Origin of the sequence: Pedobacter terrae, from assembly GCF_900100705.1 — a bacterium.
Taxonomy (GTDB): Bacteria; Bacteroidota; Bacteroidia; order Sphingobacteriales; family Sphingobacteriaceae; genus Pedobacter; species Pedobacter terrae.
Genome location: NZ_FNCH01000006.1, coordinates 42,000 through 66,413 on the forward strand (window position 1 = coordinate 42,000; position 24,414 = coordinate 66,413).

Below are 24,414 nucleotides of genomic sequence, written 5' to 3' on the forward strand. Positions count from 1 at the left end.
TTAATAGAATATGCAGTAATTTTATTCGCTAATATGTGGCTTAATACTAACTTTCTTACATTTTGAAATCGAACTTTACCTTACTGTTTTCTTTACTTTTTTCTACGGCATTTGCGCAGACCATCAAACTCGATTCGATCAAAAAACTCGAAGAAGTTACCGTAAAAGGTTATTATAACAACCAAACTTTATTGAGATCAGTATCTGCTGTAAACCTGATAGATAGTAATATAATAAAAAACCACCCCGGCAGTTCATTGGTGAGTATGTTAAATACGGTACCTGGGCTACGAATGGAGGAACGTTCACCAGGTAGCTATCGTCTATCACTCCGCGGAAGTTTACTGCGCTCCCCTTTCGGCATACGAAATATTAAAATTTACATTGATGATTTTCCACTAACCGATGCAGGGGGAAATACTTACTTAAATGCTTTAGATGCTTCGGCAATAGGTATGATGGAAATCTATAAAGGCCCGGAAGCCAATATTTTTGGTGCGAACACAGGTGGTGCCATTTTAATTTATCCGCCCATTATAAATCGCAATGAAATTAATTTTTCAGCTACCGGCGGTTCTTATGGCCTTTTCCATCAAACAGCATGCATCAAACAGCAATACAAAAATTACCGCTTCAGTTTTAGCGAAGGATATCAGAGAAGTGATGGTTATCGGGAAAACAGTGCAATGGATAGAAAATATTTTCAAACATTGCAGCAATGGGATTATAGCCATGCCGGTAGTTTAAAGGCTTTTGCTTTCTATAGTGATTTAACGTACCAAACACCAGGTGGATTAACGGCTTTGCAATTAGATCAAAATCCCAAACTTGCACGTCCGGCAACCTCAACATTACCCGGGGCCATTTCGCAGCAAGCTGCTATTTACAATAAAACCATTTTCGGGGGAATATCAAATACTTATCAAATCAGCAAGCGATTGAAACACGTAGTGGCTTTATTTACCTCATATACGGATTTCAAAAACCCTTTTATTACCAATTATGAGCAACGCTACGAAAGTACACTTGGATTGCGAACTTTCCTGGATTATACACAGGTAAAAGAGGATTTAAGGTTTAACGCTCAGGTCGGATTGGAAAGTTCAGCCACCAAAAGCCAGATTAAAAATTTTAATAACAATGGCGGTGAAGCTACCGCAATGCAGGCTTCAGACCGATTAAAGGCAAGTCAGGATTTTGCTTATTTTAGGTTAAACTTCGACATCAAAAACAGATTCCTGATTGAGCTTGCTTCGAGTTTAAATTTCTACGGATACGACTATGAGAGTTATTTCCCGGTTGTTATTGCCTCAAAACAAAGAAAATTCGATGTCCAGTTTATGCCAAAGGCAGCAGTATCCTATCTCATCACTTCTAATTTTTCGGCCAGGGCTTCGATCAGCAAAGGCTATTCGCCACCAACTATTGCAGAAGTGAGGGCATCAGATAACAATATCAATAATGACCTGCAGGCCGAACTTGGCTGGAATCATGAATTGGGTTTACGTTATAAAACAAAAAACAATCGCTTTTACGCTAATGGAAACCTATTCAGTTACCATTTGGAAGATGCTATTGTTAGAAGGTTAAATCAAAACGACACCGAGTACTTTACCAATGCAGGGGGAACCACACAACAAGGAATTGAATTGGAAACTGCCCTTTGGATCATCAGAAATAACGCTTCCTTTTTAACAGGTTTAAATTGGAGAACCAGTTATACTTATAGCCATTTTAGATTTGAAAATTTTACAAGTGGCATGAGCACGTTTAGCGGCAACAAACTTACCGGAGTACCAGAAAACGTTTTAATCAATAGTTTAGAATTTAACTTTCCAAAAGCTATTTACCTTTTTGTGCAACATAATTATACTTCTTCAATTCCTTTGAATGATGCTAATACCGTTTTTGCGAAAAGATATCATTTGGTTGAAAGCAAATTGGGTATCAGAAATTTAAGTATCAACAAAATCCATTTAGACCTATTTGCAGGAGTAAACAATCTGCTTAATGCAAAATACAGTTTAGGCAACGACTTAAATGCTGCAAATGAAAGATATTTTAACCCTGCTGCAGGCATTAATTTTTATACAGGCCTTTCTATCCAATTGTAATTATTAAATCGCATCATGTAAATTGTTTATCTACATGATGCGATTAAGCTATAAGCTAAAAGGCCTGTTTTGTTTCTTTTTCTTTAATTATGATATCGCCAACAACTATTTCGATTGCATAGCGCTTTTTCCCGTCTGCACCATCATAACTATTGGTTTGTAACCGACCTTCAATGGTTAAAGCTGTACCTTTTTTAACCTGCGCTTCTGCAAGTTCAGCTTTCGCATTCCAGAAAATTAAATTAAACCATTGTACTCTTTTTACTTCATCCCCAGAAGAATTTCTGTAGTTTTCGTTTATAGCCAGGTTAACCTTTGCTAATTTTTGACTTCCGAAATTTTTAACTTCTGCATCTGCTCCTGCAAATCCGCTCAATACTACTTTGTTAACTGCACTTTCCATAATTTTAAATTTTAAGTTTCTAAATGTTTAACGAACAGTCATCAACCCGACAACCGACAGGACAAAATTGCAAACGGCTTCGAAAATTAGTCGGATGGTAAACATTTATAGCCGTTTATAAACGTTTATACACGGATAATACACCCTGGAAACCCAATTATGGCATTTTATTTTTTTATTCACGGTTTTATTTTATAAATTAGATCATCATCCCATAATAAAAAAAGAACTTATTATGGAACGTTTATGCTTAGACTGCGGAAGCCTGATAAAAGGTAGGGCAGATAAAAAATACTGCGATGATTCTTGCCGCAGCAATTACAACAATCGTTTAAATATTGAGGATAATCTCGTGATTAAAAGGGTAAATAACATCCTAAAAAAGAATCGTGCTATTCTTGCTGCGCTTAATCCAAACGGTAAAACAAAGGTTATCAGTAAAAAGCTGGTTTCAGCGGGCTTTAATTTTGAATTTTATACCTCCAGGTACGAAACCCAAAATGGTAACACTTATATTTTCTGTTATGAATACGGTTACTTAATGTTAAATGATGATAGCTACCTGTTGGTCAAAAGAGAAGAAAGCTTGGGCTAAGCTATTGGAAATAATTGGTTTGTACTAAATACCAAAAGCCTACAAAGGCTTGGTATCTGGATTTTTTTATTCAGGCTGAGATGATTAGTTTTATCCACTTATGATAAATTACGATAATAAGATTTTTAAACCTGTAAACAATACGGAAAATGGCGAAACATTGAATGAAACCATTTTTAGATATAAACAAACAGGAAATATACTCACTGCCGAATATGAGGGCGGAAAAATTATTTCCGGTCATTTGATTGGCTTGGTAGATCATGATGGAAACATCGAAATACGCTATCATCAGGTAAACAAACAAGGTGAATTAATGACCGGCATCTGTAGCTCAAAGCCAGTGTTATTGGCCAACGGCAAAATTAGACTTCATGAAACCTGGCAATGGACATCAGGAGATAAATCGAAAGGACAATCCGTTATTGAAGAACAATAAGCTTCTCTTTTACATAGAAAAGTTAAATATGCTGCTCGAAAATGCACCAAACGGTATTTCATATATACTACGAACCGCAACTGATTTAGTTTACAGTAAGCTAGGTTATCGAATAAGCAACCTGCAAATAGAAGATGAAAGTCAGGAATATAGCGCCTGTACTTTTGAATTAAATAAACTAAAAATCAAACACCGCCTTTCTAAAATCACCCCAACCAAAGCGGGACAATTTGTAACCATTTGGAAACGGAATGAAGCAGGAATTACGGCTCCTTTTACTGATCAGGATGAATTTGACCTTTTGATTATATCTGTTAATGATGCTGATCGATCAGGACAGTTCATTTTCTGAAAGGCGATTTTGGCACAGCATAAAATTATCACTGCAAATGGTACAGCAGGTAAAAGAGGGATCAGGATTTATGCACCATGGGATGTAGTAACCAATAAGCAGGCAGCAAAAACCCAACAGTGGCAAGCCGCCTATTTTCTTGAGATAGACATTAATGGAAATACAGATCTTGCCAGAGCAGCGAAATTAATTTGCAACGAAATTAAATAAGGATATTAAACGCGATTAAACTTAGCAAGGTTCGGATAGTTTGTTCTATCTTTCCAAACTACTTTTGAATATTAATTATTCAAGATCATGAAAGTACAAGAAGAAATCAATTTCAACCGGATAGCTGAAGCCATCAGCTATATCAAAACAAATTTCAAAACACAGCCCGGTTTAGCAGAAATTGCAGAAAAAGTAAACTTAAGTCCCTTTCATTTCCAAAGATTATTTAGCGAATGGGCGGGTACTACCCCTAAACGTTTTTTACAATACATCAGCATTGGTTATGCCAAAGAAATGCTGAAAAAAAACCAAAGTTTATTCGATACCGCATTAGCAACCGGCTTATCCGGAACGAGCAGGCTGCACGATCTTTTTATAAATATTGAAGGGATGACACCCGGCGAATATAAAAATGGCGGCGAAAAGCTTTGTATTAATTACAATTTTGCAGAAAGTCCGTTTGGAAATATCATCGTAGCCAGCACCCCAAAAGGGATCTGCCATATCGCATTTTATGAAGATGAAAATATTGCTTTGGCAAATCTAAAATACCAGTTCCCAACGGCTAAATATCAACAGGTTTGGGATGAGGAACAACAAAATGCTTTAACTATTTTTGGTCACGATTGGAGCAAATTACAGCAGATCAAACTACATTTAAAAGGTACCGGCTTCCAGTTAAAGGTTTGGGAAGCATTATTAAAAATCCCTATGGGCAAATTGGTAACTTATGGCAACATTGCCAAACAACTGCAAAATCCGAATGCGTCAAGAGCAGTAGGTACTGCCATTGGCGATAATCCAGTAGCTTTTCTCATTCCCTGCCATCGGGTAATACAATCAAGCGGGGCTTTGGGTGGTTACCACTGGGGAGTGAACCGAAAAACAGCCATGATTGGTTGGGAAGCAGTAAAAGCCGATAACATGGGTATATGATTAAACATGTAGCTATTTCAACTAAAGAATTAAAAAAGCATTTTAAAAACAAAGATATTTGCTTAGGTGGAAATGCCAGATTAAAAATTTACGGACTACTCAAATGTAGATCGGGAAAGCGGATGAAGAAAGAAAACCGTGTGTTTTTCCGTTCTGAAGAAGAAGCAATCAACATGGGCTATCGTCCGTGTGGACATTGCTTAAAAACAACATACAAACAATGGATTTATTCAACACCACAATAGATATTGACAAAAATCTGCTCCCATACGACGGCACAGTGAATTATTATGGCAAATTATTCCAGCATGTAGAAGCCAACCATTATTTTGATGTGCTGATGAAAACGATTGAATGGAAAAACGACGAAGCCTTTATTATGGGCAAGCATATCATTACTAAAAGAAAGGTAGCCTGGTATGGGGATGAAGCTTATTCTTATACCTACTCTAATAAATCAAAAATGGCTCTCCCCTGGACAAAGGAGTTACAGGAACTGAAAAAGATATCAGAGGAACAAGCAGGTACAACGTTTAATTCTTGTTTACTCAATTTATATCACAATGGTGATGAAGGAATGGCTTACCATAGTGATGACGAGAAGGCATTGGCAAAAGATTCTGCCATTGCATCGCTAAGTTTTGGTGCAGAGAGAAAATTTCTATTTAAACATAAAAAAACTAAAGAAACGGTAACCCTGTTTTTAGAAAATGGAAGTTTACTGGTGATGAAAGATGAAACACAAACCAATTGGCTGCACCGGTTACCCACCACCAGAAAGGTAAGTATGCCCAGGATAAACCTCACTTTTAGAACAATGGTGGTTTAATCGATATGAATAATTGAAGCAATTACTAAAAAATAATGTATTGTATGAAATCAGTACAAGTGACATATGATTTTTACAGCGATATGGCGAAGTATAGTCATTGCGAGAAGACTTTTTCAGCAGGCAGGCAATCTTTATCTTAAGAATTGCCAGCATGAAAGATTGCTTCCCTGAATGGTCGGGAAAGCTGTCGTTTCTCCCCGCAATGACAAGTTTCATTATAGACTGATCAATGGCAACCATTGAAGAAAAAAGTCTTCTTGTTTCCGTAACAAAACTCTTTGAAAAGATACTGATAATACTTTGATAACGTTACCGACTGGTACAATATAGCCAGTAACTTACAAAAATCTTAATGCTTAAACTCCTTAATATCCACAATACGGTCATCATCGGCATTTTTCTTTAAAAATGATGTTCCGTTCTTATTTGCTACCCAGGTATAATCTCTCTGAATATTACCAACAAGGGTTTCAGGTTGATTTGTTAGCGATACTGGTAAAGGGAGGTTAAAAGTTTCTCCGGTTTTTGTATTTACCTGATATAAGGCATTTGCCGTTAAAAATGCCAATGTGGTTTTATCACTAGAATACATAAAGAATTTTCCCTGGATACGTTCATCTTCCTTTTGACGCTTAATCGGGTAAACCCTAGAATTGATTGTGGTGATAAAAAAATCATTGTTCACCAACAAATTGCTTCTGGTTAACTCTTCTAATCCGTTAGTATATTGTTTATCTTCAGCACCTTTTGATGGCTTGTTTAAGCTCACCACTTCCGTTTTTCCACCATTTACATAAATGATATAAAAAGGATCCATTTTATCCTTTCCATTATCGCTCTGAACCAATACCGCCGTTTTTTGTGTATTGATAAAAGAAGCTATTTTAAATTTCTTTGTTTCAGCATTTGGCGCATCATCTATAATAATCGCTGTATCCTTAGATTTAATGATAAAACGATCGGCAGCTGCCATTTTTCCGGAATCAGTTTTTACGATGGTCAATATGTTTTTTGCTGATTTTGGAAACACATTGAAATCATCACCTGCAGCAAATGCGCGTGCCTTAAAAGTTTTTTCCGAATTGCCTCCGCAGCCAAATAAAACAACGGATAATAAGAGTGCATAAAGCGTAATTTTCATGTTATAGCTTATTTATATATTTTCGCTAATTTATAATCTTTATCGCTTTTCTTTTAACTTAGTCACCAGAAAATTACGGCGACTGTTTGAAAAGTGCAAGAGATCGCATTTCATACCGTTATTCGATTATCTCCTTATTATCAGGACCACAATTCTGGCATCACCTACCATCCGGATTAACTACTGCCAACTAAATTCGCTTCTTTGATTAACAGATCACTAAAGGCAAACACACCGAATTTTCTCGCTAGAAATAAAAGTGCAATCTGATATGCAGGTTTCCTTACTGCACCACTATTTTTGTCACTTATATGAAAATTGATTCCAGAGCCAAGTTTAAGGTTTTATCTTTCCGGGTGAATACCATTTCCGGTTACACCAAAACATTCCACTACTAGACCGGATGCAAATTCTGATTTCTCAGAATATATCGAAAATTTCAATCGTGATGCAATTTTTGTCTACTGCACATCTGTTTCCAGTAGAGGGATAACCTCGTTAATTTCTGCTTTTAGCACTTTTACCAACGCTAATATAGCGTCAAATTCATGCGGGGGAATGGTCTGAAGTCTACTGCTTATATCAGCCAGGTTTTCCAGACCCGCGGAGGTAGACATTCCATTAAGCCTGTGCGCTAAAGCAATGAGCATATCATAATCCTGCGGTTCAATATCTTTATCCAACTGATCTGCTGCAGCATGAAGTTGTCTGATCATTATAGCAATGATTTTTGCCAGTTTTACACGATCGCCTTTAAAATAAAGGTTTAATTTATCGATATTAAAATGAGCTTTTTTGGCACCGACATCCCCCTTCTTGCCATCATCCGCCGGGCTCACCAGCCATTTATCCAGTATAACTGCGATATGCTCCTCAAGCACTGGTTTGGTAATAAAATCATCCATGCCCGCGGCAACGCTCTTCTCTCTCTCTCCAATCAAATTTGCCGCAGTAAGTGCAATGATGGGAACCCTTGAGTCGGTTTCCTGTGATCTTATTTTTTCGGCACATTCATAACCATTCATTTCGGGCATCTGTATGTCCATAAAAATAAGGTCAAAAGGTTGACTGCTGTACATCTTCGCGCCTAAAATGCCATTCTCTGCTTCCACTACTGTGCTTCCGGGACGCAATTCTTCCAGCAGCGAACGAACAAGGAACTTGTTTACAGCATTGTCTTCAATCACCAAAAATCTATATCTATGCCCGTCGTGCTTTGAAGCCTCGGTAGGCAACTGCGTGTCCAGATCGAATGTCTCCCTCGTTTTGACCCTCGTTAATGCAAGATACAGGTCGTTCATTTTAATCGGTTTGAGTAGTCTGTTATCAATATGAAGGTCGTTACAGGCCTTGATAATTTTACCATCATCTGAAGAGCTATGGAGCAGGATAATCGGAATCTCCGCTTCACCAGAAGAGAAGTTCTCTCTAATTTTGGCGGCAGTCTCCAGCCCATCCATATACTGCATATGGTAATCCAGTAGAATAACATCATACTTTTCTCCTGAAGAAAGCAACTGGAGTGCTTCAAAACCATTTTTGGCCTGGTCAGAAACAATGTTCTTCAGGGCAAGCATTTCGGTCAGGATTTTTCTATTATTATCATTATCGTCGACGGTTAGCACCCTGCTTATGTTTTCTATTCCCATCCACTCAATCAGGCTGCCTTGCTCGGCCTGCAGGTTGACATCGAAATAAAAGGTGCTGCCCTGGCCAGGCTCACTCTTAAGATTAAGACGGCTCTCCATCATATTCAAAAGCTTATTGGAGATCGTTAAACCTAAGCCGGTCCCTCCATATTTTTTGGTTGTTGAGGAATCTTCCTGAGAAAATGCCTCAAATATTTTCTGCTGTTTCGCTTTAGCAATGCCTATGCCGGTATCACGTACCGAGAATCTCAACAGGTGAGTATTACCTTCATGCTGCAATGATTCTATCTTAAGTTCAATTTCTCCCGCAGTTGTAAATTTTGCAGCATTACCTAGCAGGTTAATCAAAACCTGTTTCAATCGCATCGCGTCTGCCCAGATGAACCTGGGTAGATCAGGATGCAGGTTCAATAACATTTCCAGGTTTTTGGTATGGATCTGATAATTCGTAATATCACTGGCTTGCCAAGCCAGTTCATAAAGGTCGCAGCGGTCTACATCTAATTCAAACTTACCAGCCTCTATTTTTGAAAAATCGAGAATATCATTTATAATTCCTAATAGTGCGTTGGCTGACTGATGAACAATTTTAAGATACTGCTCCTGGTTACTGTTGAGCTGAGTTTTCAATACCAGATCAGTAAAGCCGATCACGCCGTTAAGAGGAGTCCTGATCTCGTGACTCATATTGGCGAGGAATTCTGATTTGGCATAATTGGCAATATCGGCGCGCAACCTGGCTGCCGTAAGTTCCTGACGATGCTGAACAGCAGCGGAAATATCATGGGTGAAAATCATCATTCCGCCAATAGCTCCATCTGCTTTATACCAGGGAGTCATTTCCCAGGAGATATGCTGAGTTACTTTACTTTCCGGATTCGTATAAACGTCCTCATCTTTTTTTACAGTCCTGCCCCTCAAGACCTGCTGATGCACATCTTTCCGTTCCTGTGACAGTCCCGGAAAAAGATCATAGTAAGAATAACCTTTAATATTACCCTCAATTCTGGTATAAGCTTTAATCCATGTTCTGCTTGCGTTCAGGAACCGCATATCGTTATCAACCATTGCCACCGATGCCGGTGCATTCTCGATAAAAGCGATCAACAAAGCCTTTTCAATAGCAAGTTCTTGTTGGATGGCCTCTTTCTGTGTAACATCTACCGATATACCCAGATAACCGATTATCTGGTCGTTACGATCCTTTATAGAGGTAATGGACAAGGACACCCTTAACCTTTTTGAATCTTTTGTTATAAAGGTGAAAATTCTTTCTTTCTCGGGGCTATTTGCACATTGCGCATAAAATCCAAAGCCCACAACCTCGTTTTCTGATTGGGCACTGAAATCAGTACAGATCTCCGAAACCTCTTTTGGATCATGGAACATCAATGGGCTAGCAAGACCTACCATTTCCTCCGCCGAGTATCCAAGCATCCTTTCCGAGCCCTTATTAAAAACAGTGATGATGCCATCAAGATCTGTCGCAATAATGCTCACTCCGGTGGCTGCAGAAAGTACTTTATCGAGCAATTTTTTGGATTCTATAACTGCAAGCTGTGCCCGTTTCTGTTCATCAATATTCTGCATCGTGCCATATATCCTTACGGGCTGGCCGTTTACAATTTCCGCTTTACCTATAGCCCTCACCCATAACTCTTTGCCATTAAAATCAACGATCTGAAGTTCTTCATCCCATCCCCTGCCTGTACTCAGGCAATTATTCGCCACTTCCTGAACTCTGTCCCTATTGGGGCCTGGAGGATAAAAAGCGATGGCATTTTCCACCGTTGGTACAAATTCTTCAGGTACGGCATGAATTTCACGGGCTATTTTTGACCAATGAAGTTGTTGTTCCTTCAAATTCAGCTCCCATCCACCTATTTTTGCCAAACCGCTGGTCTCTTCCAACAGATCTTTAATATGGATTAGATCTGCTTCCAGCTTTTTTTGATCTGTAATATCTACCGCATTGCCAACCACGTATGGCTCACCATAAAGATCTTTTTCGAGCATATTGGAATAAAGCCAGAGGCGTTCCTCACCTGTTTTCCGCTTAATATACATGTATCCGGATGAGTGCCCCACGCTCACAATGTCGGTTAGGTATTGGCGCAGACCAGGATGCCTTTCAGTAGGAACGATATCAAAAAGGCTTTTCTTTGACAATTCTGTTCTGCGGTAACCAAGGGATCTTGCTCCTGCCGGATTAAGCGAGATGAGATTTCCCTGGATATCATGCGTACACATTAGTCCCTGGGAACTTTCAAAAAATGCTTTCAGTTTTTGCTCACTGACCTTTAGAGCTTGATTCTTTTCTATTTCAGCCGTTACATCTCTGCCGATAGCGAATATATCCCCTTCTCTTTCCCCAACCGTGGCTGTCCATTCGATCATTCTAACTCCCCCACCCTTTATGTTTAAGGGGTGTGTGGGATCATCCTGTTGAATATGTTTTTTTAACTTTTCCCAGATCATTTCGGCTTGTTCAAGCTCAGCCTCAGGAACCAGATCCAGAAGCGTTTTCAATTTCAGCTCCTGAGCTGACCATCCGAATTCGGTATCAAAACCGGAGTTAACTCGCTTAAAATTAAGGTCTTGATCTAGGATACAGATAAGGTCATCAGACTGCTCGAAAAGATGCTCAATACTTTTGTTTTCGGCCGTCTTAACCCGCTGCTCAATCAGATCATTAATTTCATCTGCCAGCAGTTTGAGTATCTTTTGCTGTTCAACAGTGGGTGTTTTAGGTTTAACATCCATCACCAATAGTGCCCCCAGAACAGTACCATTGTTATTTTTTAACGGAACACTCACAAAGGAATCTACGATTTTTCTATCAACCAGCATTACGGCTTCTGGAAGACGTTCGTCAGAAGTGATATCGTTTACCATTAAAGTTTCATTATAATCCAGCAGGAAATCAAATAAACCAGAGATAGTCGCCTGCTCACTTTCGGAAAGTCCGCTAACAGCCTTGGTCCACGGGCTACTGCCATCAGAAAAGAAAATCAGCGAACCCGGGCTGTTACAGGCGAGGGAAGCCATTTCTACTATTCTGTCAAAAATTTTTTCCCGGCTTTTTCCTATAATATCATCACTATAGGATCGTCTTAAATGTGCCGCCTGATCTTCTTTCATTTCCTGAATACTTACTTTCTAAACTCACCGGAGATGTTTTGCTACCAGCACTTTATACCAGCAAATTTATGGATGATAATGCTTTATGAGTGTATCAAACGGATGGTCAGAGTTTAAAGATCGAAAAAATAGTTGAATACAATATCGAAATTCCTCCTAGTTGTGAATTTTATTTTCCCTTACACGATCTGGCATTGGGGATACTCGCGAAGCCTTGATCGGACCTATACGTTTTCCTTTTGGAAAAGCGCTGGTATGGTTTTTAGTATGAGCCTGATATCATTCCGGAAGCTCTGATTCTGGGCATATGTATTATCAAGTATCAGGCGTTCTTCCTCACTCATTTCTCCTTTTCCGCGCTTTTCAACCTGCCATAAACCTGTTATGCCGGCCGGGGCAGCAAACCTTAATACATATTTATCTGTAGTAAGCTTCTCTGCCTCATAAATGGGCAGCGGCCTGTTGCCGACAATGCTCATATCTCCTTTTATCACATTCCAAAGTTGCGGCAATTCGTCAATACTGGTGTTGCGTATAAAGTTACCTACCCTGGTTACCCTTGGATCGTTTGCTATCTTAAAAAAAGCAGACCCACTTTTCTGCGAACGGATATAGGCATCATCCTTTTCACACCACTGTGCCCCATCAGCATACACCGGGTACTGGCATTTCCCCAAAGGCCGGCATGTATTGCACAAATCAGGCTCTGCCTTGCGGATCTCCGTTTTATCCTGGTTAGTATCATATTGATTCAGATACTTTAAGTCTTTGATCTTCTGATCGGCATCTACGTACATTGAGCGGAATTTGTAGAAGCGGAATACCTTAAAGCCAGTGCCGCTTCGCAGGGAGTAATAAAATACCGGGCCTCTGGATTCCATCCTGATCAGTACGGCTATAAGTATAAACAATGGGATTAACAGAAGAAGTGCAATTCCGGCAAAAAACAGATCAAAGAGCCTCTTAGCCAACCCGATACGGTATGCAGGCCTTACAGCCACGGTTGCTCCCTTTTTAATTGAAGGCCAGTTCCTGACAAGAAAAACGAGCCGTTTTTCGAGGCGCTCTTTATCGATAGGTAACCTAAAAACATCAGCAACTCCACCTGTCAATGCCAATATCCTAAGATTTAAATCGAAATACCTTACTACCAGAAAAAAGGGAACATCAGGCATTTGCCTCTCCTTTAACGTCTGAAGCAGTGATAAACCTCCGTTAGACAGAATTTCACTATTGGAAATGATTGCTCCGATATTCAAAGCCTTCTCTGTCCACTGCTCTACCAACTTTAATCCATTATCAAAGCGGGCGATCTGCAGGCCGTTGAAGTCGCATCCATCAAAGTCAACTTGCTGAAAACCCGTTTCGAATCCTACAAGTGCAATAATAAGATTGTCCAATCGCTCTTTTTTACCTGCATTTTCCATTACGAGATATTTTTGCCGGCCCGCCTTAATACCATTTTAATCCTGGCCTCAAGCTCAGCAGGATTAAAGGGTTTGATAACAAAATCGTCTGCTCCGGCATCCAGGCATCTGATACGCTTATCCGAGCTCTCCTCACCAGACAGAATCATAATCGGCAAGGTTCGAAAGAAGTCGCTGATCTTAAGCTGCTGAATCAATTCAAGCCCGTTCATATTGGGCGTGTTGAGGTCTGATATAACCAGGTCTGGGATGTTTCCGCTCTGCAGAAATGCCATTGCACTTAATCCATCCGGCCTGATATCAATCTGGTAGTTTGCCGCAAGAATTTCCTCCAGTATCGCTTGCATAAATTCATCGTCCTCAACTAAGAGTAAACGAGCCTTGGGATTAGTATTTTGAGTCATTATGGAACGTATTTAACGCATTTACAAACGAACGTCCTAAACGGAACACAAGGCAGTTCAAAAGAATCTGTTTTGTTATTCCGATGGTCGTCCTAACTACAGACAGAAACCAACTGTGAAACTGTGGTCTAAATCTGATGATGTTAATGCCATTATACAATTATAAAAAAAACCTATTAATTCAGTATGATTTTTATCAGGAAAATTAAGAACCTTTAGCTCTTTTTCTTAACTAACAGCCTAAAATCCGCTTATGTTTTGACCTGCATATGAAATTATTCCATATTGTCGGGAAAGATGTACTAACTAAATATTTAATAATAGTCGAAAACAATCAGGATATCAGCAGAAATTACCTAGATTCTATTTAAAACTCCTTATTTTTTATAAATTTAGCCTATATTTAAATTTACCTCATGAATACTCTTTCGTTATCTTTTAATTACGTCCAGCTAAACAGGCTCTTCCCTTATTTTATCCTGGTTGACCAGAATATGAAGATATTACATATCGGTGACAAGCTGAAAAGTATCTGTAGAGAGTGCCAATACGAAAACCTGACCGTTCATTTTGATCTCCCGCAGTCCATGCTGCATGACCTGCTAGTCGATATAGAAAACCTTTCTATTGGCGTGAGGCAGACAGGTGGAAAGATCCGTGGCAGATGGGAAAGACCCGGCGGTCTGGAATGTTACTTTTTCGCAGGCGAAAGCTATGATGAGTATAATACCGAGACTAAAAACGAAAAGGATGCCAGGCAGACCACAGATATACCAGGGAACACGCTATTAAAAACGATACCGTCATCGGATGTCCATTACTTAGATGCAATTGTCGGAAACATGGGTTTTGGATTTATAGAAATGGACTTGGAAGGCAGAATACGATATGCCAATGCCAGGTTTTCTGAAATGTCAGGATATGCAATCGCCTTAATGCTTAACCAAACGCCCGATCTATTGTTTGGCAACAAATTTTTCTCAAAAGATGATGTGTATTCGGATCAGATAAATGCCGGATTACAGGAGGTAGTGTTCACCGATGCACAGGGTAAACAAAGGCTATGGTTGGCAGGACGTGCGCTGAAATATAATGAAAGAAATGAAAACACCGGCTGGGTAATTACATGTTTTGACTTCAGCGGACATCAGGGTTTTGAGCAGGAGTTCATAACAGCTAAAAAAGATGCAGAAAAAGGAGCCGGCATTAAGGCAATGTTTCTGGCTAATATAAGCCACGAGATTAGAACGCCAATGAATGCCATCATGAGCATGACGGGTCTGCTATCTAAAACTACACTCACGGAAGACCAGGAATACTACCTTCAAACTATACAGACCGCTTCAGAAAGTTTGCTGGTTATAATTGATGATATTTTAGATCTCTCCAAAATTGATGCGGGTAAACTTAAACTGGAGCATATCGGCTTCAGCCTCACTGTGTTGTTCGATGATGTTTTACAGGCTGTTAGCCATAAGGCTGTTAAGCGCGGATTGGAACTAAATTACTTTCCGCCTAAGGATGGTACCATAGCTCCTACCTTAATGGGCGACCCTTACCGGATTACACAGGTAGTGCTAAACCTGATGACCAATGCCATCAAGTTTACAGAGAAAGGCTCCGTAGAATTAACAGTACTTGTGCTGGAAGATACACCAGATGACCAGGAAATCGAAATATTGGTTAAGGATACAGGTATAGGAATGGATCCTGAATTTTTAAGCCATCTGTTCGACGACTTTAGTCAGGAGTTTGAATCGGAAACACGAAAGTACGGTGGTACAGGCCTGGGCATGGGTATCTCCCAAAAACTGGTCTCGCAGATGGGCGGATACTTCAAGGTAAAAAGCCAGAAAGGTTTGGGTTCTGAAATTTCTTTTGTCATCAGGTTACAAAAAGGACAATTGGCAGATGTACCGGAACAAGTATCGGTACATCATCATGAAGATTTGTTTGCAGGCCGCAGATTCCTCATTGTTGATGATAACGAAATGAACAGACTGGTGGCCAGTACGATCTTACTGGCTTACGGCCCACAGATTATGATTGCTGAAAATGGGCAGGAAGCCCTTGATATGTTGACCGATGAAGCGTATGATATTATTTTAATGGACATTCAGATGCCCGTACTCAACGGATATGATACCAGCAAAGCACTCAGGAAACGCGGTTATACCGGAACAATCATCGCCCTGACCGCCTCCGCCATAGAAGGTGAAAGAGAGAAGTGTATAGCGGCAGGAATGGACGACTATATTACCAAGCCGATAAATGAAACTTTACTCGTTAACCTGATCGACAATTGGATCCAGAAAACTGCCGACGCTGTTGTGGCTCCTGATAACGATTTACCGTTATACAGCCTTGATGGCTTACGCACAATCAGTAAAGGACGGGAGGATTTCGTGACCAAAATGATCGAAATGTTCTGTGCGCAGATACCCGATACCTTGTTGCAGCTTAACCAGGCCAGTGCAAAAGGCGATCTGGAGCAGCTATCAAAACTGGCTCACAAACTGAAGTCTACCATCGATCATCTTGCTATCCTACCACTTCAACGTACCATAAGAGAAATTGAAGCTGCAGCAGAGGGTAATGTTTCCGCCACAGAATTGGCTGAAATGATTGCAGCGGTAAATAATGTGCTTAACCAGGTAATGTCGGAACTGAATGAAGAAATTGCGGTTAGGAATGGTGGATAAACCGTGAATTCTAGCGTCTGGAGAGACTCCTGTATATTTTAGCTAAAAAATCGGAAATCCTTTTACCTAACAGCCGGTTAGACAATCTACCCATCAGGCTGTAATCTGAATTAGCAATCCATGAGGCCGCAAAATGGTGTATGCAATACGTATTTGCGGTGGCTTTGATCTTAAGCGTTTTCCAGCTCTTAGGACTAAAAAATTCACTGGGAAAAATGGTGCAATAGCTATCCAGCTGCTGAAATGAGTTATTTAACAGCAGTCCTTTTTTTTCTCTCATAAAAGCGGTAATACTTTCAGTATTTGGCCTGGTATCCGGTTTTCCATTGGGCAGGTAAAAACTTCTGCTGTCATAATAAGCCAGCAAATCGTTAATCCATCGGCTATCTGGCACACTTCCCATAATGGCAGAAGAAAGTAAAAGATTATCTTCAAAGCCGGTAAACGCCACGTTGCTGAGCATTGTTTTATCCAGTGGTTTTAAGAACTCCACATCTGTATCGAGGTAAATCCCGCCTGTGCTTTTTAGCGCATATAAGCGACACACATCAGATACAAAAGCAAATTTATGCTCCCGGTAAGCTTCTGCACTGTACCGGTAACTATTGATGTCGAAATTTTCCTCATTCCATTCCACAATACGGTAATCAGGTAGGTATTTCTGCCATGAGGCCAAGCAGCTGGTCACAAGTGCAGGTTTCTCCCCTTTTCCAAACCAGCAATAGTGGATTACTTTTGGTATCATAACTTAATTTTTTTTAGCATCTTTTTATAACCATCTGACAGCGTCGACAGATCAAACTGCATAAACAAGGTAATGATGAGCAGGATAAAACCTATACATATGCAATTCAGGATAAATGTAAACCAGGAGTTAACCGTAATCAGCTCAGCTCTTTTCCAGCCATAAGTAACTGCAATTAAAAAGATAAAACCCGTTAATCCCCTGATAATCTTTAAAAAGAAATAACTCCTTTTCTCATTGAGGCAATGCGCCGCGTAAATGGGTGTAAAAGTAAGGTGACTAAATACGCCACTTATTGCTGCAGCAATTGGTATGGCGTATATTCCCAGGCTGCTGTAGCGGCAAAGTAATATGACCAGCACAAAATTTAATACAGCGATAAAAATCCCCCAGATGGAGGCAATCCTCAATTTATTAGTGATGATAAAAACATGATGTACTGTTTCTACAGTGCCATGAACAATAAAGGGTAGCAGGGTTATAACCGATAGCAGATGGAGTGCACCCGAGTCTTGAGTAGGCAGCCACAGCCGGAAAAAATCTCCTCCATAAACAAAAAATACAGCCAGAGGCAATAGCACAACCATAAAAATAGCCTTGAATGACAGATTGAGTGTATTTTTTAGTTTTTCCAAATCTTCCTGGGCATAGGCTTTTAGCATTTCGGGTAGAAATATAGGCACAACTATTCCAAGCAGGATGTAAATGGCATTGGGTATAAACTTGGTTAATGAAAGGAAACCCATGCCTGAGGCCCCAAAAAAGTGATTTGCAATTAATAAATCCAGTTGTGTATTAATCACATTCGATAAGGCGATAATAGAATTCCACATTCCAAAACCCGCAATTAGTGAAAGTGCACTCCATGAAAAGAGTGATCGATCAATCACTACATCAGGCAGTAATCTTTTTGTAAGCCTGTAATTTGCCACACACATATAAATTGCAGTTAACACAGTTACCAAACCCAGAAAGTAAATTTTAGGCTTAAAAAGATAAAACAGGAATGCTACTGCGCAAAGTTTTACCACGTTCGATATAATGTTGATATAGGCGAGTTTGTCGAATCTGTTTACAGCAAATGCAGCAACCGAAAAAACAGCAGAGGACACATTGATGATAAGACTAAAGAGAATAAAAACAAACAGCAACCGCACATCATCAAAAAGGCGTGGAGGGATCTCGAGTATATTATTGATAAACAGACAGAATAATGCGCTTAATACAATAAAGCCAAGCGATATCAGCATATTACCAAACAAGATGGAATTGAAGTAGACGTTCACTTCCCTGATGTCTTTTTTTTCGAGACTTATGGTGATGTACCGGCTAGACATGGAGTTTAATGCAGTTGTAATAATACCTGCATACATCACAAAGTTATTGGAGAGTGGAAAGAAACCATAAGCCTCTTTACCGAGGTGCGCCACAATATAAGGGGTAAGAAAGAAAGATATCCCTACACCTGAAAGTGCACTAAAAAAATTGGAGACCAGGTTAACAACAAAACGTCTTCTATCCATATCAACAGCTGCCCTAAAGTAATGGTTTTTATTTGAATATCATCGGGGTCTGTATGTATTATCATAAAATTTTAGCTATTTTGGTCAAACGAAAAGAAATAACCTAAAGAGATTGGAGCCACTTGTATCTATTGTTACCCCATGCTATAATTCAGCTGCTTTTATAACAGAAACGCTTGATGCGGTGGTTGCCCAGCGATATACAAACTGGGAGCTTATTGTTGTAGATGACCGTTCGGCCGACGAAACCTGCGATATCGTTGAGGCATTTGCTAGCCGGCATCCCCGCGTCCGCCTGGTTGCACTAAAGGAAAACGGAGGCGTATCGAACGCACGAAATATCGGCCTGGCAGAAGCTAAAGGCAAATATATTGCGTTTCTGGATAGTGATGATATCTGGCTTGAAGATAAACTTAGCCGGCAAGTCAGCTATATGGAAAAAGAGCTTCTGCCACTTACATTCTGTGCCTATAACCGCATTGATGAACAAGGCAAAATAATATCTGGTCAGATTCCGGTGCCACGTACCGTAAATTACAATGCCTTGCTTGCACACAACGTAGTAATATTTTCGACTTCCATGATGTTAAAAAGTGCCATTGGCGACATTAAATTTAGCCGGGCAGGCCATGAAGATTGGATCTTTTTACTCCAACTGCTAAAAAAGTGCGGACAGGGCTATGGCATTAACCAACCGCTCGTCTATTACCGGGTAAGACAAAATTCTGTCTCATCCAACAAACTTAAAGCAATTGGTTATACCTGGAAAATATTCAGAGAAAGCGAGGGAATAAATTTTTTCCGGTCTGCAATTCTGCTGGGGCGCTATGCTGTTTCTGCCAGCCTTAAAAGATTAAGATGAGCCGTTACCGGAATAATGTTATTCCCAGATTTTTGCTATGCTTTTTATGTGTAAAGTTCCACCAGAGGCCGCTGAATACCTGCCTGGCCAAATTGCGCTTTCCACTGGCAAGATAGGTCAATACCGCTTTCGGGCAGGCGATAAAACAAAAATATAGCGAAAACAGCACGGTGGTTATCCATCCCGTGTTTTTGCGGATAAATAGCATCCTGTTTCTGGTCATAAAATATACCTTGAGTGGGCTTTCCTTTCCCACACTAACAGACTCCTTATGGTAAACGTGTGTTTTTCCGGTAAACCAAATCTCTTTGCCTATCCGCTTAAATTTTTCACACCAGTCAAGTTCTTCGTAGTAGAGAAAATAATTTTCATCCATCAAACCGGCATTCAGCAAATCCTGCCTTCGACACATCACTGCGGCGCCATGGCAGAATGCAGTGCTGTAACTCTGCCCAAACTGCCCATGATCACGTTCAAACTGACCGATGTAGGCATTTCTACCCGTGAAGTAATTTAAGGGCGTAAAACCGGCATACTGTACCAGATCCTTCTGATCGAAATAAAGTAACAAGGGAGAGAGTAACCCTATTTTCTCATTCGCAGCCAGTTCGGCCTGCATCGTTTCCAGACAGCCTGCAGGTATTTCGGTATCGTTATTCAGCAAAAAAATATAATCACCTTTCGCCTGCCTGATTCCCAGATTGTTTCCACCCGCAAAACCGAGGTTTTCTACCGAACGTATATACTTAATATTTTTAAAATAGGGGTCGAATAAACCTGCCTGATCTTGCGCTGCACCATTGTCAACCAATATTAACTCTACATCTTCTGCACGGTATGATCTGCTGATAGATTCCAATAAGGCTATAGTTACTGCCGCCTGATGAAAATTGACGGTGATAATGGAGGTCAATGGCATATCTCACTTAAATATTTACAAAGTTAGCAAACGAAGTTTGAAGATTCGCTGGGTTATTATTCATCCGCGGAGCTTACTAAATCACCTTCTACATCAATTATCGCTTTATAAATATCCCGCGTATTGGCTTCCCAGGTATGCGTACCGGCAAAGTAAATCCGCTTTTGGGCCAGGGTTGAGCTATCTTCGGCGAGTGCTTTTTCGGCTAATTGCAGGTATTCTTCCTTTGTTGATGCCAGATAAACATAATCTGCAAAGATGTCCATCGCCTCGGTTCTGGTGGCCAGTGTAGGCTTACCCATGGCCAGATATTCATCAATTTTACGGGGATAATTACCGATAGTAAGCGGATTGATCACCTGAGGATTAAGGCAGACATCAAAGCCCTTAATATATGCTGCCAGCATTTCGGGCTTTTTGGGGCCTAAAAAAAACACATTGCTTAACTGATGAAGTTCGCTCTTGCTAAAATCTTCATCCTGTGGCCCTACAAGCACTATATTCCAATCTGGTCTTTCTTTTGCCAGATATAGCAGGATCTTTTCGTCGAGCCTTATGGATAATAATGCACCCACATAACCCAAAACTGGCTTTTTGATCACTGCAAGATCAGCGGGTATTTCGAGTGCCCCGCCATTACTGAAGAGTTCTAGATCGCAGCCCTGCCCAACGTAAAAAGAATTCGGATTATATCTCCTGCAATAGTTTGCCAGGTATACCGAATTGGCTACGCAGAGGTCGCTTTTTGCAATAAGTTCGGGTTCCATATAGGTGCCGTGCCTTTTCCAATAAGGTGTAGCCACAATATTATCTCTAGAATAATAAATGCTCAAAGCGGGTTTTAGAAACTCTTTTAAATGAAAACTCCTAAAAATATCATTGTCATTAAAAAGGATGAATTTTTTAAAATCAAGTTGGCTGGCGGCATCATGGATCGATCTGGCGAACCTGGCATTATTGATTTTATTTAGCCACCTGAACAGCCCCTTAAGCCTCACCCAGTTTACAGATTCTATAATAATTTGCGGGTTATAAACCCAAAGATTTGCTGAAACTTCCGTAAAGGCCTCTTCCCTGCCGGCTATTACTTGCAATCGTTTTTTTACACCTTCTGTATCGCGCTGCAATAAACTCGTTTTCCGGTCCAGTGGCGCATTAACATACAATACCCGGTTATTTTTACTAAACTCAAGCGCTAAATCCTTACAATTGCTACCAATGGGAATATCCCAGGGCTGTTGCCCTACAATGATAATATCCCTGTTATTTAAAATAGCCATTGTTTTATTTTTTAGGTGTTTTTATTCCGCTAATGAAACCAAAAATGCAGGCAATTGTACCAGTAATAATCAGTAATAATATCGGCATAGCTTAGTTTTTATTTCCTCCTGCATTCGTATTTTGATGGGGAGTTACTAAATTGGACTTTTTAACCTTTCCAATACTAAAGAGCGCGATCACCATCCCGATCATTGCCCTTGGTATTTGCCAAATGGCAAGATAAAGTTTTTTATCTTTGTAAAAGCGCACTGGTATTGAAATCAGCAGGGTTACACATATACTGATGAATAATGTTAGCCATAATCCTTTTCCCGGCCCAAAAGGGTTAAAAAAAGACTGAAGAGCCATTATAAACAATAAGCCCAGCAACAAAATACGTGGCATTAACATTGTTTGTATCGTTTTATTAAAAAATTCTACATTCCCCTTAAACAGCTCCTTTATACCTATTGCTGTATAGGTACGCAAAAACTCAACCTGCGATGCCAGCCATCTGGTTCTTTGGGTAGTAAATACACTGGCACTGCTCACTTTTTCGTCATAAACAAAAATATCATTTAAATAGGCAACTTTAACCCTATCGCCGGCGATGAGGAAATCCATTTTTTTATCTTCCCCAATGGTCTCCCCCACATTTTTTAATAACGAATGAAAATAGCTGTAATCAAAGGCCATTCCCGAACCGATTAGCGCAGGTGACAATCCAAGCACCGCCTGCCCTTTACGATACAGTTGATTATTAACTTCTTCATTACAGGCATCCAGAAAGGCAAAACTGGTATCCAGGTTTTTCGCTGTGCGATGCAACTGAACAACTTTATGTCCTTGTTGGAATGAACTGTTTACAGCCTCAAGACAATCTGGCCCCATTAAATTATCAACATCAAGCACTAGGGCAACCTCAAAACCACGATCTTTGAGTTTTTCAATTGCATAAAGCAGGGCTTTACCTTTAGTGCTTTTTTCAAAAAACACTTCAATTACCTCCGCTCCCATCGCTTCAAGCCGTTCAACCGTTCGGGACAATAACCCATCGGCGATCACAACAATATTGGCCACTCCATTATACTCATGTGCAAGCGCTGCACGTACACTATCAATGATCACTTCATCTGCATGGTAGGTAGGGAACAGCACCACTATTTTTTTGTGTGTGCTGCTTTTTTTTTCTGCACCCGCTAACGGGAAAAGCCCGGCAATTGCAAAAAATAACAGGTACAGACAATTAAACGATAGGTAGACTGCCAGAATCCAGAACAACAGGTGTATAATTTTATATATCAGTTCCATTTGATTCCAGCTGCATTTTTTGCTCATCAAACCCGGGGGCGATGAAGATGAAAGACCATGACATAAACATAATTATTGATGATGGCATGCCATTCATTACCTCATTGCCATAACTGCATATAAAGCAGGCAACGGTACCTGCAGTAAGGGCAATCATTTTCACCCTCAGCTTCGGATTGCGGATTTTCCAGACAATTCCACTACACTTGCCGATAATATAACAGGTTAGGGCAAACCAGATTACCAGTCCCACCACGCCATACATCACCCAAACCTTTACCCAATAACTATCTGGCGGGATATTGGCTATGGGTCTATTAAAATTATAGGTTGTACCATTCATACCACTCATGCCCAAACCTGCACCAAAAGGTAAGTCATCAAGCAGGCTCTTCAGTTTATGTTGATTATCGAGTCTAACGGCTAATGATGCGTCTTTTGGATCCAATGCACTCCGTAGCCGGTTCACCTGAAAGATGTGATCGCCAATAGTGGTATATTTTAACACACTGAAACCCGACGCACAAATTATTACGCCTATAATTAAAACGCTGAAACTCCTGCTTAAAAAAAGCGCAGAGAAGAGTCCCGCTGCCAATGCAAATAGCGCACCCCTTGTACCTGAAATGGCCATACCATACAAAAAAGCAAGGGCAAAGCAGGCAAAAATTAATTTTTTGAAAAAGCTGAACGGGCCCGCGGCCAGCGTTAATGCGATAACAGCCATAATGGCTTGTGAGGCTCCAAACTGCCCAGCATCTGAATACATGGAAAATACCCGAAGCTTACCATTAATAATGTGTGTACCGGCATTTCCTGCATTAAGCCAGGTTTGTTCGCCTGGTGTCAATCCCAGATAGAGCTGTTTCATGCCATATAGCGTACCCACTAAAGACAACAACAGTACTAATAAGATAAACCTGTTTAAATCGGCCATTCGGTTAAACAACAGAAATGCAAATGGTGCAACCAGCAACCAGCTAAGTGCCGTGAACCTTAACTCATTAAACCACGCTATAACACTGCCCCCATAGGGATTTAAGAGTTGTAAAAAACTGATAACAAACCAGATAAGGGCAATTATAACATGCTCGTTTTTGAGTTTATCCCAGTTAAATTTATTCATATTAACCAACATGCTTACCCAGGTAAGTACCAATATCGCATCGAGCGCAAGACCCACGGGAATATTTAAAAAAGATTTGACTAAAAAACCCAGGATAAAGCAATAAGTTAAATATACCCAAAAACCGGTGCGTGGATTACGGAAAAGTGCGATTAGAAATGTGCCCACTGCAGCGAAAGCCAATACCAATAATGGCCCTAAAATCCCAAATGAATATGTAGAGCCAGCTACCAGAACCGAAAGGCACATGGAAACCATAAAAAAAATAATCTTTTTCTTGTGGTCAGCGAGATACACATTTAATTTCCCAAGCATAGCTGCTG

At 40.2% G+C, this 24,414-nt stretch carries 19 protein-coding genes and 1 pseudogene; 9 read left to right on the forward strand and 11 right to left on the reverse strand.

The features are described from left to right. Positions 1-62: 62 nt before the first annotated feature. On the forward strand, positions 63-2,114 hold the full coding sequence (locus BLR60_RS09325) for a TonB-dependent receptor (RefSeq protein WP_090499084.1): 2,052 nt from the start codon (positions 63-65) through the stop codon (positions 2,112-2,114). 55 nt (positions 2,115-2,169) lie between these two features. Here the strand turns inward: BLR60_RS09325 and BLR60_RS09330 are convergent, their stop codons facing one another. After that, entirely contained in the window at positions 2,170-2,517 is a 348-nt protein-coding gene (locus BLR60_RS09330; protein WP_090499087.1) for a single-stranded DNA-binding protein, read from the reverse strand. Positions 2,518-2,752: 235 nt separating this feature from the next. Between BLR60_RS09330 and BLR60_RS09335 the strand changes: the two genes are divergently transcribed. The 6 genes and pseudogenes from BLR60_RS09335 (at position 2,753) to BLR60_RS09360 (ending at position 5,878) form a co-directional block, all read left to right on the forward strand. Beyond that, positions 2,753-3,112: a hypothetical protein gene (locus tag BLR60_RS09335; RefSeq protein WP_090499089.1), complete on the forward strand. Its 360-nt coding sequence runs from the start codon at positions 2,753-2,755 to the stop codon at positions 3,110-3,112. 100 nt (positions 3,113-3,212) lie between these two features. Then, a complete protein-coding gene (locus BLR60_RS09340) occupies positions 3,213-3,551 on the forward strand; it encodes an avidin-fold protein (protein WP_090499091.1) in 339 nt (112 codons plus the stop codon). Between the two features lie 28 nt (positions 3,552-3,579). After that, a pseudogene (locus BLR60_RS09345) lies at positions 3,580-4,113 on the forward strand (MepB family protein). Between the two features lie 87 nt (positions 4,114-4,200). After that, positions 4,201-5,049: a bifunctional helix-turn-helix domain-containing protein/methylated-DNA--[protein]-cysteine S-methyltransferase gene (locus BLR60_RS09350; RefSeq protein WP_090499093.1), complete on the forward strand. Its 849-nt coding sequence runs from the start codon at positions 4,201-4,203 to the stop codon at positions 5,047-5,049. After that, complete coding sequence (locus BLR60_RS09355; RefSeq protein WP_090499095.1) at positions 5,046-5,294, forward strand: Ada metal-binding domain-containing protein; 249 nt, start codon at positions 5,046-5,048, stop codon at positions 5,292-5,294. The genes BLR60_RS09350 and BLR60_RS09355 overlap by 4 nt, the downstream gene beginning before the upstream one ends. Then, positions 5,270-5,878 (forward strand): alpha-ketoglutarate-dependent dioxygenase AlkB family protein, encoded by a 609-nt coding sequence (locus BLR60_RS09360; protein WP_090499097.1) that lies wholly within the window; start codon positions 5,270-5,272, stop codon positions 5,876-5,878. Before BLR60_RS09355 ends, BLR60_RS09360 begins: the two co-directional genes overlap by 25 nt. Positions 5,879-6,230: 352 nt before the next feature. Here the strand turns inward: BLR60_RS09360 and BLR60_RS09365 are convergent, their stop codons facing one another. The 4 genes from BLR60_RS09365 to BLR60_RS09380 form a co-directional block, all read right to left on the reverse strand. Then, on the reverse strand, positions 6,231-7,022 hold the full coding sequence (locus BLR60_RS09365) for a hypothetical protein (protein WP_090499098.1): 792 nt from the start codon (positions 7,020-7,022) through the stop codon (positions 6,231-6,233). Positions 7,023-7,483: 461 nt separating this feature from the next. Then, positions 7,484-11,812, reverse strand: coding sequence for a PAS domain S-box protein (locus BLR60_RS09370; protein ID WP_090499100.1), 4,329 nt, complete (start codon positions 11,810-11,812; stop codon positions 7,484-7,486). A gap of 224 nt (positions 11,813-12,036) precedes the next feature. Beyond that, positions 12,037-13,239 carry a sugar transferase gene (locus BLR60_RS09375; RefSeq protein ID WP_143009053.1) on the reverse strand — a complete coding sequence of 401 codons (1,203 nt, stop codon included), beginning with the start codon at positions 13,237-13,239 and terminating at the stop codon, positions 12,037-12,039. Then, positions 13,239-13,643, reverse strand: coding sequence for a response regulator transcription factor (locus BLR60_RS09380; RefSeq protein ID WP_090499102.1), 405 nt, complete (start codon positions 13,641-13,643; stop codon positions 13,239-13,241). The genes BLR60_RS09375 and BLR60_RS09380 overlap by 1 nt, the downstream gene beginning before the upstream one ends. 416 nt (positions 13,644-14,059) lie before the next feature. Between BLR60_RS09380 and BLR60_RS09385 the strand changes: the two genes are divergently transcribed. Next, entirely contained in the window at positions 14,060-16,345 is a 2,286-nt protein-coding gene (locus BLR60_RS09385) for an ATP-binding protein (RefSeq protein ID WP_090499104.1), read from the forward strand. A gap of 10 nt (positions 16,346-16,355) precedes the next feature. On the opposite strand, the gene BLR60_RS09390 is transcribed toward BLR60_RS09385, so the two are convergent. Both BLR60_RS09390 and BLR60_RS09395 read right to left on the reverse strand, forming a co-directional pair. Then, the gene (locus BLR60_RS09390; RefSeq protein WP_090499105.1) at positions 16,356-17,090 is read right to left on the reverse strand and encodes a glycosyltransferase family 32 protein; all 735 of its coding nucleotides are present in this window, start codon (positions 17,088-17,090) and stop codon (positions 16,356-16,358) included. Continuing rightward, a complete protein-coding gene (locus tag BLR60_RS09395; RefSeq protein ID WP_090499106.1) occupies positions 17,087-18,613 on the reverse strand; it encodes a lipopolysaccharide biosynthesis protein in 1,527 nt (508 codons plus the stop codon). Before BLR60_RS09395 ends, BLR60_RS09390 begins: the two co-directional genes overlap by 4 nt. Before the next feature lie 112 nt (positions 18,614-18,725). On the opposite strand from BLR60_RS09395, the gene BLR60_RS09400 reads away from it, so the two are divergent. Further along, positions 18,726-19,475: a glycosyltransferase family 2 protein gene (locus tag BLR60_RS09400; protein WP_090499107.1), complete on the forward strand. Its 750-nt coding sequence runs from the start codon at positions 18,726-18,728 to the stop codon at positions 19,473-19,475. 4 nt (positions 19,476-19,479) lie between these two features. On the opposite strand, the gene BLR60_RS09405 is transcribed toward BLR60_RS09400, so the two are convergent. The 4 genes from BLR60_RS09405 to BLR60_RS09420 all read right to left on the reverse strand — a co-directional run bounded on the left by BLR60_RS09405 (position 19,480) and on the right by BLR60_RS09420 (position 24,406). Continuing rightward, the gene (locus BLR60_RS09405) at positions 19,480-20,394 is read right to left on the reverse strand and encodes a glycosyltransferase family 2 protein (RefSeq protein ID WP_090499109.1); all 915 of its coding nucleotides are present in this window, start codon (positions 20,392-20,394) and stop codon (positions 19,480-19,482) included. Between the two features lie 56 nt (positions 20,395-20,450). After that, positions 20,451-21,674: a glycosyltransferase gene (locus BLR60_RS09410; protein ID WP_090499112.1), complete on the reverse strand. Its 1,224-nt coding sequence runs from the start codon at positions 21,672-21,674 to the stop codon at positions 20,451-20,453. Between the two features lie 91 nt (positions 21,675-21,765). Further along, positions 21,766-22,965 carry a glycosyltransferase family 2 protein gene (locus BLR60_RS09415; RefSeq protein WP_167354710.1) on the reverse strand — a complete coding sequence of 400 codons (1,200 nt, stop codon included), beginning with the start codon at positions 22,963-22,965 and terminating at the stop codon, positions 21,766-21,768. Next, positions 22,949-24,406 (reverse strand): O-antigen ligase family protein, encoded by a 1,458-nt coding sequence (locus BLR60_RS09420; protein ID WP_090499116.1) that lies wholly within the window; start codon positions 24,404-24,406, stop codon positions 22,949-22,951. The genes BLR60_RS09415 and BLR60_RS09420 overlap by 17 nt, the downstream gene beginning before the upstream one ends. Positions 24,407-24,414: the final 8 nt, after the last annotated feature.